Here is a 17,967-nt window from a genome sequence, read left to right as displayed (position 1 = left end):
AATTGGTATATTATTCGATTTTCTAACGAAGTCATAGTGCTATTACTAAATTATCCTTGTCAAAAGCCAAAAATGAAGATGCGCTTCAATATTTTCTATCTTTATATTGACATTTTATTTACTGCTTTACCTTAAATTCGTGTTTTTTTTGCATAACTCTTTATTTTTATAACAAAAAATTAGGTAAAGTTAACTAGATGTATTTTTGATACAACTTAATGCTACCTTGAATTAGCTTTTCCTTATAAAAAGTGGGGGATCTGCAAAGAAGTGCGGAATATTGAAACATTCTATTACCTCTTTAGTGGTATTGATGTACATCAATGAGGGTTTACCACTATATTCTATCATTTTTACTGATGAGAGTTGTTATGTGAGAATGATAAACTAATGAAAAAAATAGAAAAAAGTGAGAAAAACAAAGGGATGATGTCGCTAAGCCGTCGCCACTTTGTTCAAGCGAGCGCTGCATTAGTTACGGTGCCATTTTTCGCACGAAATGCACAAGCTAATGCGGATGACAGTTTGCCTATTGCAAAAATGGACGGAAACCCAGCTACCGTCGTAGCAACATGTAGTACTTTTGACTGTGGTGGTAAGTGCGATATTCGTGCCCATATAAAAGAAGGGATTGTCACACGGATCACAACAAGACCTGATAATGAATTAGATGAAATGATGCCTGTTATGAGAGCGTGCGTGCGAGGCAGAGGTTATCGTAAATTTTCTTATCATGCAGACAGACTAAAATATCCAATGAAACGCGTGGGTAAACGCGGTGAAGGTAAATTTGAACGTATTTCATGGGATGAAGCCACAACGCTTATTGCAGAAAATATTACGCGTTTAACCGAAAAACATGGTGCAGCAAGCCGCTTTTTAACCGTCAATACCGCTGTAACAGGGGGGATCTTCTCTGGTGATACCATGATGAAGAAACTCTTTAATTTAACAGGTGGATACTTACCTTATTACCATTCTGTTAGTTTAGGGAATACGGTCAAAGTTACTCCGTATACTTACGGCATATCCAAAACAGGCAGTTCACTCGATACGCTTGAAGATACGCCACTAGTGATTTTATGGGGTCATAACCCTAATGAAACCATCTTTGGTCATACAAACCATTATTTTCAAAAAATGAAAAATAAAGGTACCAAGTTTATAGTGGTCGATCCTCGTTATTCAGATACGGCACAATCTCTTGCTGACCAATGGATACCTCTTTTACCAACAACTGATAATGCCTTAATGGATGCAATGATGTATGTCATTGTCACCGAAAACCTTCATGACAAACCTTTTATTGATAAATATGTCGTTGGTTTTGATGAAGAGCATATGCCAGAAGGTGTTCCTGCTAATGAGTCCTTGGTGGCTTATTTAACAGGTCAAAAAGATGGAATAGAAAAAACGCCTGAATGGGCAGAGAAAATCACTCGAGTACCCGCAAACACCATTCGTCAATTGGCACGCGAATATGCCATGACAAAACCAGCAGCCTTAATTCAAGGTTGGGGACCTCAACGCCATATTTGTGGTGAGCGTAGTGCGCGTGGTTCAACATTACTCGCTGCAATTACTGGAAATGTGGGCAAAAAGGGGGCGTGGGCGGCAGGTTACGGCGGTATTGGTAATCGTCAATCTATGCGTGGTCCGAATGTTGGGAAGAACCCAATTAAAGCGCAAATTTCCATCATGAATTGGATGCAAGCGGTTGATGATGCAAGCCAAGTACGTGTTGAAGATGGTCTTTTAGGTGTTGATAAACTCGATACCAATATCAAAATGATATTTTCTTTAGCCGGTAACTATTTAGTTAATCAAAACCCAGATGTAAATGCGGCAGCTAAATTATTAGCTGATGATTCAAAAGTTGAATTTATTGTTGCTAGTGATTTATATCTCTCTCCATCTGCAAAATATGCCGATCTTGTTTTACCTGAAACCAGTTTTCTAGAGCGTTGGAACATTGGTAATACATGGGGAACGGGTAACTATTTTCTTTTGTCTGAAAAAGTGGTTGAGCCAGCTTTTGAGCGCCGTTCTGATTATGAGTGGATAACAGATGTAGCAGAAAAAATGGGAGTAAAAGAGGCGTTTACCGAAGGTCGAAGTGAAAAAGAGTGGATAGCTCATCTTGTTGATACCAATAAAGAGCGTTTCCAAGATAGACCTGATTTTCCTAATTTTGAAGAGCTAGTAAAAACACGTCGTTATCTTTTCAAAGATGAACCTTTTGTTGCCTTTGAAGAAAATATTAATGACTTTGCGAATAATCCATTCCCAACGCCATCAGGAAAAATTGAGATTTTCTCTAAGCGTCTTTATGACATGAATAATCCGGATATTCCTGCGTTATCTCATTATGTTCCCGCTATTGAAGGCCCTGAAGATAAGTTAACAGCAAAATATCCATTGCAAATGCTAACTTGGAAAGGGAAGAACCGTGCAAACTCAACACAATATGCCAACCCTTGGTTACAAGAAGCACAACGCCAAGAAGCATGGATAAACCCGATTGATGCTGAAAATAGAGGTATCAAAAATGGCGATATGGTGCGTGTCTATAACGACAGAGGAATAACTCAAATCCCAGCATTGGTTACACAACGCATTATTCCTGGTGTGGTTGGACTGCAAGCTGGTGCATGGTGGACACCTGATGAAAATGGTGTTGATCATGGTGGATGTCCTAATGTTTTAACATCAACACGAATGACACCACTAGCCCATGGTAACTCGCATTTAACCGTTTTAGTTGAGGTAGCCAAAGCATGAGTGACTTTAAAGAATATGCACCGGTGAGTGATGAACAGCTCGGTTTCTTTATTGATTCCTCTCGTTGCTCTGGTTGTAAAGCTTGCCAAGTGGCATGCAAAGACAAAAATAACTTGGAAGTAGGACGCCGTTTTCGCCGTATTTATGAAGTAAAAGGCGGAGGCTTTGCTCCAACAGGACAAGGCGGTCTGGTTAATAATGTTTTTGCTTATACATTAACCATATCTTGTAACCACTGCGATTCACCTGTCTGTGTGAAAAACTGTCCGACAACTGCAATGCATAAGCGTGAAGGTGATGGCATTGTTCGTGTAGATACTTCTAAATGTGTCGGTTGTGGATATTGTGCTTGGTCATGTCCTTACGGCGCACCACAAATGAATGAAGAAACCGGACAAATGTCAAAATGCGATTTTTGTATCGATTTATTAGCCGAAGGCAAAAATCCAATTTGTGTTGATACCTGTCCGCTAAATGCGATTAAGTTTGGCAAAATTAAAGATCTAAGAGCGAAGTATGGGCATTTAAACCAAGTTCAAGGATTACCCGATTTTACGATGACCAATCCGAATTTAGTTATCAAACCTCATACTGGTGCGACGAAAAAGGGAGGAGTTAAAGCATGAGTGAATGGCCATTAGTTACCTTTACTTTGTTCGTCCAAAGTTCTGTGGGTGTGACTATTTTCACCGCACTTTATTTTTGCTGGCTAGAAAAAGAAATTGGTAATCAAAGAGCAACCGTTGCTATGCGTCCTGTGTTATTAACAGCAGCCATTTTAGGTTGCTTAGGATTATTAGCGTCAACTTTACACATGGGATATCCTTGGAATGCTTTTCATGCATTACGCCATATCTCTTCATCATGGCTAAGTCGTGAAATCATATTTGCTGCAATTTATCTTGGTGCATTATGCCTTTATACCTTAGTTATTTTGATAAAAGGGCATATGAATAGAACCATACTGGCAATTATTGGTTTACTTGGCATTATCGATATATTCTGCATGGCGTCTCTGTATTACAACACCTCAATGCTGACATGGATGCATGCAAATACCTATTTTATGTTTATAGGGGCATTATTTGCAGCAGGTGCGGTCATTGCATTATCAATAACTGCGTTTCGTATTAAAGCATTTGTGAATGATGAATTAGCAAAAAAGGTTGTAATAAGTGCATTAGTGGTTGTTTTTCTTGCGGTAACAATACGTATGGCTGTACAGCCGTTCTATTTGGAATGGATGTCAGCAGTCATTTCAACAAATGATGCAATAACGTTCCCTCATACGCCTATCATTGCGTATAATGAAACATTCGGATTAAGAATATCTGCATGGTTTATGTCAGTTCTTGGTATTTTAATGATGGGATACAGCGTATGGAAATATCGCAATGCTGTATTTACTTCAGGATTGCGTATGGTGTTAGCGAGTAGCGCAATAGTACTGATTGCAGAAGTTCTTAATCGTTTTGCATTCTTTATTGTTAAGTAGTGGAGTAGTGATGTATGAGGCGTTTTATTAAGGTGGATCTTCCTCCTGAACCAATTATTAATGATAAATGTGTTAGAAAACGCCTCAAACAAAGCCTATGTGATAGTTGCTCCAAAGTTTGCCCTGTGGGCGCTATCACTTTTGCACACTTAGATGTAAAAATAGACAATGAGCTCTGTTTTCAATGTGGTAATTGCCTATTCACTTGTCCTGTCGATGCGATAGAAAATATCGCACCCCATGAAAGAACACATCAAGATAATTACCTTGTTGTTAATCATGATGAGCCGTTAGCAAGTACAGAAGAATTATTAGTGTGGCATCGCCAATATCAAATTAGAGGCATGAAGATAGCACAGCCTTTAGTGGATAAATGGCTTCCTGTTTTAGCAAACTTAAATCTTCAATTAAAAACGTTACAAGAGCCTATTTGGCAATTGATTATCACAGAGCCTACTGATATTGATAGTGGGCGTCGCTTTATGCTTTTTCGTCAAAAACTGGATGAGAAACCACTTAATAAAAATCAAGTAAGAACAGGATTAAATGCAAGAAAACAACTTTATCCTGAAGACAGTTGGTTCCAAATTCAGTTAGATAAAGACAGTTGTATTCTTTGTTCCGCCTGCGCCAAAGTGTGTGATGAAGGTGCGATTGAACTTGAAAATAATATATTCACACTTGATGAAAAGCGCTGTACGGGTTGTATGAGTTGTGAAGTGGTTTGTTTTCCTAAATCTATTCATGTTAATGAACAAGTTGCTAAAAATAACGAACCCACACACTATCATTATTATGATGCTCATTGTGAAAAATGTCGTTTAGCTTTTTTATCATGGACGCCAGAAGCAAAATTGTGCCCGATTTGCATACAACATCAGAAGCAAGGTTGGTTATAATCTCTCTCCAATGCACTTCAGTTATTTATTGCTTTATAAGCTAACACCCTGATTAAAATCAGAAACAGGGTGTTGATTTTGCTTATTTATCATTAAATTCCGATTGTGACTAAATAAAATGGGAGCAAATGATGAAAACAACTGTTTTACCTGCGGATATGCTAGAAATTGCCATCACAGAGCCGGGCGGTATAGATAAATTACAATCTCAGCTATCACCGATACCTTCAGTTCCCCCACATTATCTTTTGATCAAAGTTGCCGCTTCTGGTGTTAATCGTCCTGATATTTTTCAACGCCAAGGTAGTTATCCGCCACCAGCCGATGCTTCACCTATTCCGGGTCTTGAAGTTGCTGGAGAAGTTGTTGCATTAGGTGAGAACTGCACTAAATGGCAACTGGGAGATAGAGTTTGTGCTTTAGTTGCTGGTGGAGGTTACGCTCAATACTGTATTGCTCATGAAGACATCGCATTACCATCAATGAATTTAACAGATATTGAAGCAGCTGCATTGCCTGAGAATTTTTTTACCGTCTGGGCAAATTTATTTCAGTTAGGAAAACTAAAACAAGGTGAATCTGTTCTTATTCATGGAGGAACCTCGGGGATCGGTTCAACTGCGATAATGCTTGCTCATACAATTGGTGCAACAGTTTATACAACGGTTGGCTCTGAAGAAAAAGCGGCCGTAGCTCGTGATCTCGGCGCTGATTATGTCATCAACTACAAACAAGCCGATTTTGCTAAAGAAATTCCTATTTTAACGGAAGGGAAAGGCATTGATGTCATCCTTGATATTATTGGTGGGGATTACGTAGAAAAGAATTATCAAGTTGCCGGCAAATTTGGGCGCGTTATACAAGTAGGTATGATGAAAGGAATGCCCCAAAATTTAAATATGATGCCAATGATGATTAAGCGTTTAATTCATACTGGTTCAACGATGCGTTCTCGCTCAATAGACGAGAAGGCACAAATTGCGCAAGAGCTGAAACAACAAGTGTGGCCACTTATTGCTGAAGGGAAAATTAAGCCAATCATTAATGCTATTTTCCCATTAAAAGAAGTGGGAAAAGCACATCAATTAATGGAGTCTGGTGATTTAATTGGTAAAGTGATGCTTGAAATCTTACCTTATAACAAAAAAGAGTAAAAGTAAGAGTATTTAAAACTTATTTGATATAAGAGTAAGGAATTATTTTCCTTCATAAAAAGCGAATATTCCGAAAAACACATGTTCAATATTTCATGTGTTTTTTTATATATTGAAGAAAAAATGAATTACATTTAAATAAATAAATTCCTATTTTAGATAAGTAATTTAATATCTATTCTTTATAATGGGTGTTAAGCGATATAATTACTCATTGATTCTAATTAGGGGAGATTTAAGTATTGACCTTAGCAAAAATAATATCACATCCACAGAAATATAACTTAAATCAAAATTGATAATAAGTTAAAGAAACTAACAAATAAAGCTAAATCATTTATCCTCAAAGTGTCAGTTACTTAAATTAAATTAGAAAAATATTAACTAATATCAATAAAATAAAGAAGATTCTTACTCATCATGTAGTATATCATTTGAATAAAGGTTAATTATTAACGATCAATAAACATAATTCTCATTAAAACAGATAATAAAAATTTATATATAGGTGCGATGATGGCAAATTACAAACAAACCTGTCTGAGTGCTACAGAGCGTGTATACTATACCCGAACCGTTGATACCCTTACATGTTATCATCGAGAGATGGCAAAAATACTAATGAATAGTGAGTATTCTTTTCCTAAAGAAAATAAAGTGAAAAGAAATAATAGCGAGAGTTTAGACGCTAAAATAAAAAGTAATACTATTGAAAAAAAAGCAGTAGATCATGCTTATGAAAGTATTTTAGAGACTTTAAAACAGCAAAATATTTATAATCAATCTGATATTGAACCTTATTTTTCTCATCATCATTCACAAGTGATGCAATTGGCGAAATTCGGTTATCTTTCTGCATTAGTATACAATTCAGATAATGTTTTTAATAACCATTCCCCCTTACTAAAAGAGCAAGAAAGGAAAATTACAGATGATCTCTGTAAGTTAATTGGTTTTTCATCCGAAGATGCATTTGGTCATATCACAACAAGCCATACTCTTGCTTGCTATGAAATATTATGGGCGCTCAGAAATTTAAAAACATTACCAATGGCAATTGCTCGTCATCCAAAATCACGAGATTTGGTTGCAGATAAAAAAGCATTTGAGTTATTCAATATGTCTGTCACGGATATTTTAGCAATAAGCGAACAACTCAATGAGCGCGGGATTTTTGATGATGTTAGTCATCTAACATGCCGAGGAACGGGCATGACAAAAACAATGCATTTAGGAAAACTACTGGTTCCTGTTTCCCGTTTTGAATTTTGGAAAAAAGCAATGGATATACTTGGGTTGGGGTATGACAACCTTATTGCATTGCCTATTGATGAAACATTTAAAACTGATATTGAAAAAACACGCAGTATTGTTTTTCGTCTGATTGAACAAGGTGAGCCAATTCTTGGCGTCATAGGAATATTAGGCGCACCGTCTTATGGTTGTGTTGATAAGTTAAAGCCACTTTTTGAACTAAGAAAAGAGTGCGAGGAAAAATTCAACAATTCATTTTATATCCATATTGATGCATCTCAATTTGGTTATATGAAAAGCTTATTTCTTGATGATAATTACGATCTTATCCCTTATCAGATTTTGTGTAAGAAATTAAAAAAAGAAGCCCCATTACTTGAATTGACACCCGAAATATATGAAAGTATCACACAACTTTCTCTCGCTGATTCAGTCTCTTTCGAACCGTTTCAAGCTGGATTTTCACCATATCCTACGGGTGTTGTATGTATTAAAGATGCACGTATTAGTCGTTTTTTAACAAATCCTCCTAGATTATGCCCAGAGCAAGCGGATGATGTTCCTAAAATTGATGGTATTCAATCTGCACCCGCAGTAGCGTCGATGTGGAGTGTGCATCAACTCTATCCTTTTACTTCATCTGGATATGGAAAATATGCACAAATTCAATGGGAAACGCGCGTCAAACTTGAGCAATTTTTTAATCAAGCAACGGCTTTCGAAAAAGAAGGTAAGCACTATTACATTCGTGTTTTATCTGCATCTGACTTTAATAAACTAAATTTTGCGATTGTAAGAAAAGGAAATAAGAGCCTAGAAACGCAAAATGACCTTAATAAAACAATCCATGAAAACTTGGTTGTAAAAAGTCATCATAAACAAGATTTAAGTCTGTTAACGCTTTGTGCTCGTAATAGCGATGATGCACCAGCACAGTTTTGTTCTGAGTGTGATTTTGATGACAATGAGTGGGAAACTATCAAACACTTAAATTTGTTGCAGTTGACTATAAAAAGTACTGAAACCTGTGACGAACAACAGATTGAAGCTGGATATCAATATATTAAGGAAGTGGTTTTATCAGCATTAGATAATAAGTAGTGATATCTCGTTTTTGTTATATTTCCTACAATTAAAATAAATTTTGTTAAAAAGCGAAGTAGTGGGTTATTACTCATTATCTTCGCTTTTTTTTTAATAGCACTAGGTGACGGTGTCACTTAACTTGTTTTAAAGATACTTTGTTTTTTCTTCTTCGCTACTACTTTTCTTTTCATTGATAGCACATAAAAGCAAGCTAGAGAATGAGAATCATTCATAATTAAGCCTATATTTTAAAAAATTAATCATAGATAAATCATATTGTTAATAAGAAAATCAATTTAGATGTGCATTTAGATATATCTAAAACTTGATCATTTAGATATATCGGATTATTATGCACTACATAAATTCGATATATCTAAAACAATGAGGGAATATTTATGATGATTCGAGCATTAAACTCACTTTATCAACAGCGTGCTGAAAATGGCGAACATGGTAGTCATGGACATGGTCACGGAAAAGGGCGTTGTGGCGGTAAAGGTAAACATAGCCAACACCAAGAACATCATGGTGAGCATTGTTGTCACGGTGAACATGGTCATGGACACGAAGGACATGGTGAATGCTGTCACGGTGAACATGGTCATGGACACGAAGGACACGGTGAATGCTGTCACGGTGAACACGGTCATGGACACGAAGGACGTGGCGAATGTCGTCACGGTGAACACGGTCATGGACACGAAGGACGTGGCGAATGTCGTCACGGTGAACACGGTCATGGACACGAAGGACGTGGCGAATGTCGTCACGGTGAACACGGTCATGGACATAAAGGGCGTGGTGAGTGTTGTCATGGTGAGCATGGTTCTGAAGGTCAAGGTAAACAACGTGGTCGTGGATGTGGTGGCAGAGGAAAAGGCCAAGGCCGCCAATTAAAACGTATGTTTGATCATGGTGATTTACGAGTTCTGTTACTTAGCATGATCTCGAAAAAACCAAGTCATGGTTATGAAATTATTAAAGAAATAGATGAGGCTTCTTCAGGACTGTATGTACCTAGCCCAGGTGTTATTTATCCGACGCTAACACTACTTGAAGAGCAAGATCTATTAGTTGCTACGATTGCTGAAAAAGGCCGTAAAAACTACAGCATTACAGCTGAAGGTACTGCATTTTTAGCAGAACATCAGGAAATAGATGCCAATATTCAAAGAAAACTGGCTTATGCGAGAGATTTATCTCAAAACGCAGGTGGTGTTTCTGAAGAAATTGAATCTGCTGTTGGGAAATTAAAAGCCGTTTTACGCCATAAATTAGTGTTAAAAGAGCTCTCTGTGGAAAGAGCAGGACGTATTGCTTCTATTCTTAATGAAGCAGTTGAGAAAATTGAAGCTATTAATGAGGCATTGATCTCAGAGGAAAGGGAAGATGAATAAAACAGATACTCAGCTACAAAATTCAAGAAGAAATAATGAAATAGACAAAGATGATTTAGAAAATAATCCAGCAGTAAAAGAACAAATTTGCCCTAAAATGCCAGTTTCTTACTTTCGCAGAGCGTTACGTAAACCCGGCAGAATATGATAATGATGGACGGAGGTTATAATGACATGACCTCTGTCAGCTCTTCACCTTTCTCATTTTGTTTATCCTCTCTTCACCGTATTAGCTTATTCTTATAGCAAGGTTGCTAAATAATAGAAGCTAACAATACCGTTATAAAATTAGTCTCTTCAGATCTTAACTATCTTTTGCTTGGTTTAAACCTTACTTAATAAATCACTTTATTTTCTTTCTATGCCCTCATTTTTGATGGTCATTTATGTCTTTTTTCTTAGGTTATTGTACCAACCTCAAAAAAATCACAAATGATTGTGGAAATGTTCCATATTAACGATTATTTTATTTAGGTTAGTGAACCCATTAAACAATTTGAAAACTTAAACCAGAGATATGCTGAAATAACAATAAATTAAATACCAAATCAAAATAATAAGTGTTTGTAAGTACTTAAACGAGAATAAGTACCTCAGTTCAAACATAGTCTTGCTTATGATACTGGAAGTTAATCGGTAAAGATAATGGCAAGGTAATGAAGATATGGGTTTATTTATTGTTAAGAATAGAAATAAAGATGCGAATAACCGATTGATATTTAAATAATATTATCGAATAAAAATAACAATACGCTCATTAGATAGAACTATAGATTAACAAAATCGATAGTTTTGTATTTGCCGTACCTGTTAAACCAACATTTGCTAACTTAGGAATATTCGAATGAAAGTAAAAGCATTATCTGTTGTGATAAGTTTAATACTCGCTACACCATTATGTGCAAACGCACAAACCGATATAAGTGCAATTGAAGCAAGGTTAAATGCCCTTGAACAACGTGCAACCGCCGCTGAAGCTAGAGCTGCCGCTGCAGAACAAAAAGCGGCTCGCCTTGAACAATTAATTAATTCCAACAGTTTATCCCAAGAAAAGAAAGCAATGAATCATGTTACAACCGTCAACATGGAGCAACGCATTGCTATATTAGAAAAGCAATCTGATGAGGCTCAAGCAAAAGTAAACATTGCACAAACTCAACTTAATGAAGTCCAACAAAAACAATCTGCTCAGCTTGCTAGTACGAAAAATAATGAAAGTACAGGCTTTTTCTCTACCAATACAAATTGGGGTGATCTCAAATTGTATGGTGATGTTGAATATAATATCGATGCTGCTAGTAAGAAAGGGCAACTAACATCGATGAGAATGATGCCCGGTAATCAAAAAGATTTTGATGATAATGAAAAATGGTCACTTAACGGGCGTATTTTAATTGGTGTGGATGGTGAGCGAGAATTAAAAAACGGTAATTATGCTGGTTTTCGTGCTCAGCCAATGGCTGACATGACGGGTAAAATGAATCTAGATGATGCTGTTTTCTACTTTGGTCAACGTGATAAATGGCAATATAAAATTGGTCGTTATGAAGCTTACGATATGTTTCCTCTAAACCAAGATACATTTGTCGAGTATTCAGGTAATACAGCAAACGATTTATATGGTGATGGTTTTGGCTATATCTATATGATGAAAGAAGGGCGAGGTCGTAGTAGTGATGGTGGTAGCATGATGGTTAACACACACTATAACGATTGGTATTTTGAGCTAAATGCTTTAGTTGAAGATGGGACTTCTGTTTTTAAAGACAATGAATATCATGGGCGTAAACTTGATAACCGTAAGAATGTTATTTATATGCGTCCTGTTGTTGCCTGGCAGAAAGACAATTTAACTATTGCAGGAGCAATAGATGCGAACGTGATAAGTAAAGCCTATGGTTATGATGATGAAAATGGAAAATTTCAAGATCAATCACGACGTACAGGTTATGGCTTAACTGTAAAATGGGACACTTTAGCTGATGATCCAATTAACGGCATTGTTGCAAATTTAAGTGCTGCTTATCTCGACGCTAAAGATGAAAATGATTTTTCTGTTGGTAGTAATGTTTTATGGCGTAAATTTCAACTTGGTTATATTTACGCTCATAATGATATTAAAGCTTATTATCAAAAAAGCGGAAACAATAGTGGTCAAAATGATACCTATCTGACGCTCAATCCTGGTAAGTATAATATCAACACTGTATTTGCTTCTTATGAACTACCTAATATTTTAGATATGGATAACTTTAAAACCTATTTAGGTGCTTATTATTCACGTATAGATGGTAAAGACGATATTAATGTACATAACAGTGATAAAGATCGTTACGGTGCCCGTATCCGCTTTAAATATCTATTTTAACCTTATTTTTGGTACTTATTGTTAGATATTGAGTTTATATATAAAGACTTCAAGATACCGAGTATTGTTGGTTAATTGAGGTCTTTATATTATTTGCATAGTTGTTGGAACATAAAACATCAGATACCAGATAAAAGAAAAGCCTTAGTTAATTTTTCAGCTGACCACTCTTTAATATCCGATACTTGCCCATCACCAACTTCAACTAAGCGTAATTCTCCCACTGTATTTTTGACTACATCAATGGAATAAAAAGGTGTGTTTACCTGTTGCGCTACTTTCTTCACAAACTCAGGAATTTCATCATCCGCAGAGAATATTTTCTTATTTAAAACAAAATATCGACGCTCACTATCATTAAGAAATTCCTCAACATAGCGAAGACTCACACCACCTTCAATATCACCTCTAAACTGTGCAATAAGTTTTAATATCTCTTTAATTTCATCAGCATTTTGGGCGATAGAACCTCTCGTAGTTGTTAAAGATTTCACATAGTCTTTCACAAAATAGGCAGGCCATTGGAGTTGGCGAGTTAAGCTTTCAAAGTCAATATCCTCAGTTGTGAATACTGTTTTTGGTGTGAATTCTTTACACGCTTCATACCAACCTGTTATGTGGTGGTTTTGAATATAATCTTCAGGAGTTTCAAGCATTTGCCCACCATGAGTATTAACAGCATGGTATAACTGTTGATATTCGTCTTTATTTAGCATCCACCCACGCCAAATAACGGGAGGATCTGATTTAAAAGGATGTGAAAACTTATATTTACCCAATGCCATATCTTCTGATGAGAGCAACAAACAATGAATATTTAGCGCTTGAGCGCAAAGATATTCTTGTTCAAAGGCTTCATCAGGTTTGCCTGTTTTTGAATAATCGTCAGGGTAAATTATTTGCATAAGTAATTTCTTTTAATTAAATGGATCTAATGAGAGGCATCCTAACGCTTTATTTAACAATTTGAACCTTTTTTCTTTTAATTACATGTTCTCTTTTATAAGTTGTGAGATCTCTCGATTTTTTGATCTTTTCTCGATTAGGTAACTGATTTTGCTCGTGCCATTGTTTTATTTCCTGCCATAATCGGTCTAGCGTTTACAGACTTTAAATAGCGTATTAAGTACGGATGATATTTATCAGGAAATAATTCAATGTCTTTCTATATACAAAACAGTAATTCAAATAACGATAAAACCTATAAGAAAAATAGAACAAAAATACTATTAATAGGTTTAGCCTTAATTCCTTCATTTGTATTTGCCAATGATCTTTCTCAGTTGCCACAAAAAGAACGTGTAGCTTACTTTACTCTGGCTCAACAAGCAGGGATCACAGGTGTTGCAATTAAAACAAAACCTGTATTAGCAAGGCCTGCCAAAGAAGGTGAGATCATCACTACAATAATTAAAGGCGAAGGGGTTGAAACAGTTTCTGAACCCGCAAAAGCAGGTGATTGGGTAGTACAAAATATTTGCCCAGAAACCGGTAATGAGGAGATCTTGGTAAGAAAAGCTAAATTCGCCCAGCGTTACAATACCTCAGAGAAAAGTGAAATTAATTTAGCGTCTTATCCTAGTGATTATCAGCCTTTTACCCCCAAAGGCATTGAGATGAATTACTTTATCGTACCTGACTCTACACCTCCATTTGCAATGAAGGCACCTTGGGGAGAATTGCAACGTTTCCAATCGGGCGATGCGGTTGTGCAATCCACAAAGGATAACCAAGATATTTATCGTATTCAAAAGGCAGCATTTGAGTGTACTTACACTATTCTAAAGCCTGCAAAATTAGCACAGTAATATTAAATTCATCTACGACAGATTAAATATTAATTTTATAATTCATAATGTTATAACTGTGTTGTTACTGAAGGTAAGGATATTAAATAGAAAGCGTGGTTAATAGAAAGTAGGCAAAACTTGATTGTTGTACATTTGCTTTAATAGCTACATTTCGTTAACCTATCTCTATCAATTTCTTCAACTCATTAGGTAAAACCTATTGAACTGATAGCAGGAATGTATTAGCTATTCTCAAGTGGAATAGGTACATTAGACCCATACCAAACAGGAGGAAATACAATGTCTTTAATTAATACCCCAATCAAACCATTCAAAAACATGGCATTTAAAGACGGTCAATTCGTAGAAGTGACTGAAAAGGACGTCGAAGGCAAATGGAGCGTTTTCTTCTTTTACCCTGCAGACTTCACTTTTGTGTGCCCAACTGAATTAGGCGACTTAGCTGATCATTATGCTGAGTTCCAAAAAATGGGCGTAGAAATTTACTCAGTTTCTACTGACACACATTTTACCCATAAAGCATGGCACAGCAGCTCAGAAACTATCGGTAAAATTAAATATGGCATGATTGGCGACCCAACTGGCGCATTAACTCGTAACTTCGAAAATATGCGTGAGAACGAAGGTCTTGCAGACCGTGGTACTTTCGTTGTTGACCCACAAGGTATCATTCAAGCAATTGAAATCACAGCTGAAGGCATTGGCCGTGATGCATCAGACCTGCTGCGTAAAGTTAAAGCTGCTCAGTATGTAGCTAGCCACCCAGGCGAAGTTTGCCCAGCAAAATGGAAAGAAGGTGATGCAACTTTAGCTCCATCACTGGATTTAGTTGGCAAAATCTAAATAAGAATTAAGCCACTAAAAAAGTTATTTATCGGGTGTTTCGGCACCCGATTTTATTGAGGGTGCAAAAATGTTAGATAATAATTTAAAAGCTCAATTGAAAGCTTATTTAGAACGATTAACCCAGCCAGTTGAGTTAGTAGCAACATTAGACGACAGCAAACATTCTGCTGATATCCAAGCGCTATTAAAAGAAATCGAACCATTATCCGATAAAGTTACTTATCGTGAAGATAATAACGCTAATGTACGTAAACCATCTTTTCTTATTACCAACCCAGGGAAAGAAACAGGTGTTCGCTTTGCGGGCTCACCATTAGGTCATGAGTTTACTTCTTTGGTTTTAGCATTACTGCAAACTGGTGGTCATCCATCAAAAGAAGCACAAGAATTACTTGAACAAATTCGTCAGTTAGACGGTGAGTTTCATTTCGAAACCTATTATTCGCTCTCTTGTCATAACTGCCCTGATGTTGTTCAGGCATTAAACTTAATGGCGATTTTAAATCCGAAGATCACACATACGGCGATTGACGGAGGCATGTTCCAAAATGAAATTCAGGAACGTAATATCATGGGCGTTCCTGCTGTATTCTTAAATGGTAACGAGTTTGGTCAAGGTCGCATGACCTTAGCTGAAATCGTTAACAAAGTAGACAGCAATGCAGAAAAACGTACTGCAGAATTGTTAAACCAAAAAGATGCATTTGATGTATTAATTGTGGGTAGTGGTCCTGCGGGTGCATCAGCTGCTGTTTATTCAGCTCGTAAAGGTTTAAATACAGGTCTTATTGGTGAACGTTTTGGTGGCCAAGTTCTGGATACTGTTGATATTGAAAACTATATCTCAGTACCGAAAACCGAAGGTGCAAAACTTGCTGGTGCATTAAAAGCCCATGTTGATGATTATCAAGTGGATGTGATTGATAGCCAAACTGTTAGTCGTTTAATTCCTGGGGCATCAGAAGGGGAATTACACCAAATTGAAACAGCATCAGGCGCAATTTTAAAAACCCGCAGCTTAATTATTGCAACAGGTGCTCGCTGGAGAAATATGAATGTTCCCGGTGAAAATGAATATCGTACTCGTGGTGTAACTTATTGCCCACACTGCGATGGTCCATTGTTTAAAGGCAAAAGAGTTGCTGTTATTGGTGGTGGTAACTCAGGTGTTGAAGCTGCAATTGACTTAGCGGGCTTAGTTGAACACGTAACGGTCTTAGAATTCGCTCCGGAAATGAGAGCAGATGCTGTATTACAGAAAAAATTACGTAGCTTAGGCAATGTAGAAGTTATCTTAAATGCACAAACCACAGAAGTGTATGGTGATGGCACTAAGTTAACGGGTCTAAAATATAAAGATCGTACTAATGATTCTATGCACGATATTGCATTAGCAGGTATTTTCGTTCAAATCGGTTTATTACCAAATACACAGTGGCTGGAAGGTACTGTTGAGCGTAATAAGATGGGCGAAATTGTTGTTGATGCTCGTGGCGAAACCAATATCAAAGGTGTATTTGCTGCTGGTGACTGTACAACAGTTCCTTATAAGCAAATTATTATCGCCGCCGGTGAAGGTGCAAAAGCCTCATTAAGCGCATTTGATTACTTAATTCGCACGACTGCAAAATAAGTAAATTAAAGATAATCAATAAGTTATAGAGAAAGGCATCTTTTTTAAGATGCCTTTTTTTGTACGCAAAACCATCAAAAAGGGCTGGAAAGTGCCCTTAAGTGTTCAAGTGTGGACAATATGTGGACACTCTAAACCAGTAATTCTGTGCTACCTTTCAAAGGGTTATATTGAATGGCATCTTGTAAGAAGTCTGGCGCAAAGTGTGCATAGGTCAACGTTTGTTGCAAATTAGTGTGTCCTAAAATGCGTTGTAACTATGCCGCTATCGCCCTTGAACGTTATCCCATTGAAAAGCTATCAGGGTTTTTACCTAAGGTATTAATGAAAGAAGCTACAATATTAAAACAATATAATGAGCGTGTAGATGATTTGCAGGCGCAGTTATTTGCGGATAAGGCGATTAACCATGAGCGGATCGCCAAGAATCATGCACAGCTAATCGCATTATTGGAAACATTAGCGTTGGTATTGCCTGTAAAAGATGCGCATATCCGACAAACCGTAACTTTATTATTGAGTTAGCTAAACAACGTGTTCAAGCCATTCAGTTGGATCAACCGCCAGTTATGGAGTTTTGGGATATGTTTGATTATTTACAAGATAATGAGCCATAGTATTGAACAGGGCGTTTATGCTGTGAATTTTAACCATATTGCACAGGTAGCCAGTGAACACAGGCAATCAATGTTATTAAATACGGATATTAAAAACTTACTAAAAGCAGGGCGTATGCATAAGTTTGTAGGTATTAAGACCGTGAGGAGTGTAGTAAACAGTCAATTTAATAACTCACTGGCGATAGGGAGTGCGCTTAAAAGACCTGAAGTAATTAAGTGCTGGGTATTTCAGGAAAACAGCGAGAGCTAGTTTCTCCCTTCATTCATCTAAAGGCTGCCGATGTGCAGCCTTCCTTTTATCTATAGAAAATTATCATAATTACCAAGAACAATAAAATAGAGAAGATATAAATATTTGTACAATAAATATGCATTATTTAATCTCTTTTATATAAATAGAGAATTTGTGGGGGGGGGGGGGTTCGGAAAGCGGTTACAATGGTTACAAAATTAAAGTAGGTTTATATCATATTGATTAAACGTAGAAATATAGAGATTAGGAAAGGTTACAAATGGGTTACTTTGTAGTTACGTGTAACCGTTTAAAGAGGTTACAAATTAAAAATATAACTTATTGTTTTATAAGGATGTAACTTTTTAACCTTTGTTTTGTAACCCGT

Annotated in this window: 14 protein-coding genes and 1 pseudogene; 13 read left to right on the top strand and 2 right to left on the bottom strand. The window is 36.7% G+C overall.

Annotated features, from left to right (window positions below):
* Positions 1-390: 390 nt before the first annotated feature.
* The 9 genes from EHE21_RS09690 to EHE21_RS09650 all read left to right on the top strand — a co-directional run bounded on the left by EHE21_RS09690 (position 391) and on the right by EHE21_RS09650 (position 12,437).
* A complete protein-coding gene (locus tag EHE21_RS09690; protein ID WP_194950548.1) occupies positions 391-2,781 on the top strand; it encodes a DMSO/selenate family reductase complex A subunit in 2,391 nt (796 codons plus the stop codon).
* Entirely contained in the window at positions 2,778-3,407 is a 630-nt protein-coding gene (locus EHE21_RS09685) for a DMSO/selenate family reductase complex B subunit (RefSeq protein ID WP_088495499.1), read from the top strand. The genes EHE21_RS09690 and EHE21_RS09685 overlap by 4 nt, the downstream gene beginning before the upstream one ends.
* A complete protein-coding gene (locus tag EHE21_RS09680) occupies positions 3,404-4,276 on the top strand; it encodes a dimethyl sulfoxide reductase anchor subunit family protein (RefSeq protein ID WP_194950547.1) in 873 nt (290 codons plus the stop codon). The genes EHE21_RS09685 and EHE21_RS09680 overlap by 4 nt, the downstream gene beginning before the upstream one ends.
* Before the next feature lie 14 nt (positions 4,277-4,290).
* Positions 4,291-5,175 (top strand): 4Fe-4S binding protein, encoded by an 885-nt coding sequence (locus tag EHE21_RS09675; RefSeq protein WP_088495501.1) that lies wholly within the window; start codon positions 4,291-4,293, stop codon positions 5,173-5,175.
* Between the two features lie 128 nt (positions 5,176-5,303).
* Complete coding sequence (locus tag EHE21_RS09670; RefSeq protein WP_194950546.1) at positions 5,304-6,329, top strand: NAD(P)H-quinone oxidoreductase; 1,026 nt, start codon at positions 5,304-5,306, stop codon at positions 6,327-6,329.
* A 516-nt stretch (positions 6,330-6,845) separates the two neighbouring features.
* Positions 6,846-8,684: a tyrosine decarboxylase gene (locus EHE21_RS09665; protein WP_194952561.1), complete on the top strand. Its 1,839-nt coding sequence runs from the start codon at positions 6,846-6,848 to the stop codon at positions 8,682-8,684.
* A gap of 383 nt (positions 8,685-9,067) precedes the next feature.
* Positions 9,068-10,069, top strand: coding sequence for a PadR family transcriptional regulator (locus tag EHE21_RS09660; protein WP_228766767.1), 1,002 nt, complete (start codon positions 9,068-9,070; stop codon positions 10,067-10,069).
* On the top strand, positions 10,062-10,217 hold the full coding sequence (locus tag EHE21_RS09655) for a hypothetical protein (protein WP_164996164.1): 156 nt from the start codon (positions 10,062-10,064) through the stop codon (positions 10,215-10,217). The genes EHE21_RS09660 and EHE21_RS09655 overlap by 8 nt, the downstream gene beginning before the upstream one ends.
* A gap of 696 nt (positions 10,218-10,913) precedes the next feature.
* Entirely contained in the window at positions 10,914-12,437 is a 1,524-nt protein-coding gene (locus tag EHE21_RS09650; RefSeq protein ID WP_194952560.1) for a carbohydrate porin, read from the top strand.
* 119 nt (positions 12,438-12,556) lie between these two features.
* On the opposite strand, the gene EHE21_RS09645 is transcribed toward EHE21_RS09650, so the two are convergent.
* Positions 12,557-13,342: an ATP-grasp domain-containing protein gene (locus tag EHE21_RS09645; protein WP_194952559.1), complete on the bottom strand. Its 786-nt coding sequence runs from the start codon at positions 13,340-13,342 to the stop codon at positions 12,557-12,559.
* A 252-nt stretch (positions 13,343-13,594) separates the two neighbouring features.
* Here EHE21_RS09645 and EHE21_RS09640 point away from each other — a divergent pair, with 252 nt between their 5' ends.
* From EHE21_RS09640 to ahpF, 3 genes are all read left to right on the top strand, one after another.
* A complete protein-coding gene (locus EHE21_RS09640) occupies positions 13,595-14,245 on the top strand; it encodes a hypothetical protein (RefSeq protein ID WP_228766766.1) in 651 nt (216 codons plus the stop codon).
* 282 nt (positions 14,246-14,527) lie between these two features.
* On the top strand, positions 14,528-15,091 hold the full coding sequence (gene ahpC / locus EHE21_RS09635; RefSeq protein WP_006536680.1) for an alkyl hydroperoxide reductase subunit C: 564 nt from the start codon (positions 14,528-14,530) through the stop codon (positions 15,089-15,091).
* A gap of 70 nt (positions 15,092-15,161) precedes the next feature.
* Entirely contained in the window at positions 15,162-16,727 is a 1,566-nt protein-coding gene (gene ahpF, locus EHE21_RS09630) for an alkyl hydroperoxide reductase subunit F (protein WP_109402331.1), read from the top strand.
* Positions 16,728-16,858: 131 nt separating this feature from the next.
* On the opposite strand, the pseudogene EHE21_RS09625 reads toward ahpF, so the two are convergent.
* Positions 16,859-16,984, bottom strand: a pseudogene (locus EHE21_RS09625) (integrase); the annotation flags it as partial.
* Between EHE21_RS09625 and EHE21_RS18910 the strand changes: the two are divergent.
* Positions 16,974-17,252: a hypothetical protein gene (locus tag EHE21_RS18910; protein ID WP_228766765.1), complete on the top strand. Its 279-nt coding sequence runs from the start codon at positions 16,974-16,976 to the stop codon at positions 17,250-17,252. The pseudogene EHE21_RS09625 and the gene EHE21_RS18910 sit on opposite strands and share 11 nt — an antisense overlap.
* Positions 17,253-17,967 lie beyond the last annotated feature (715 nt).

The sequence above is a fragment of the Proteus sp. GOKU genome (genome assembly GCF_015475555.1).
GTDB lineage: Bacteria > Pseudomonadota > Gammaproteobacteria > Enterobacterales > Enterobacteriaceae > Proteus > Proteus mirabilis_B.
This window is presented reverse-complemented; position numbering and strand designations above follow the sequence as displayed.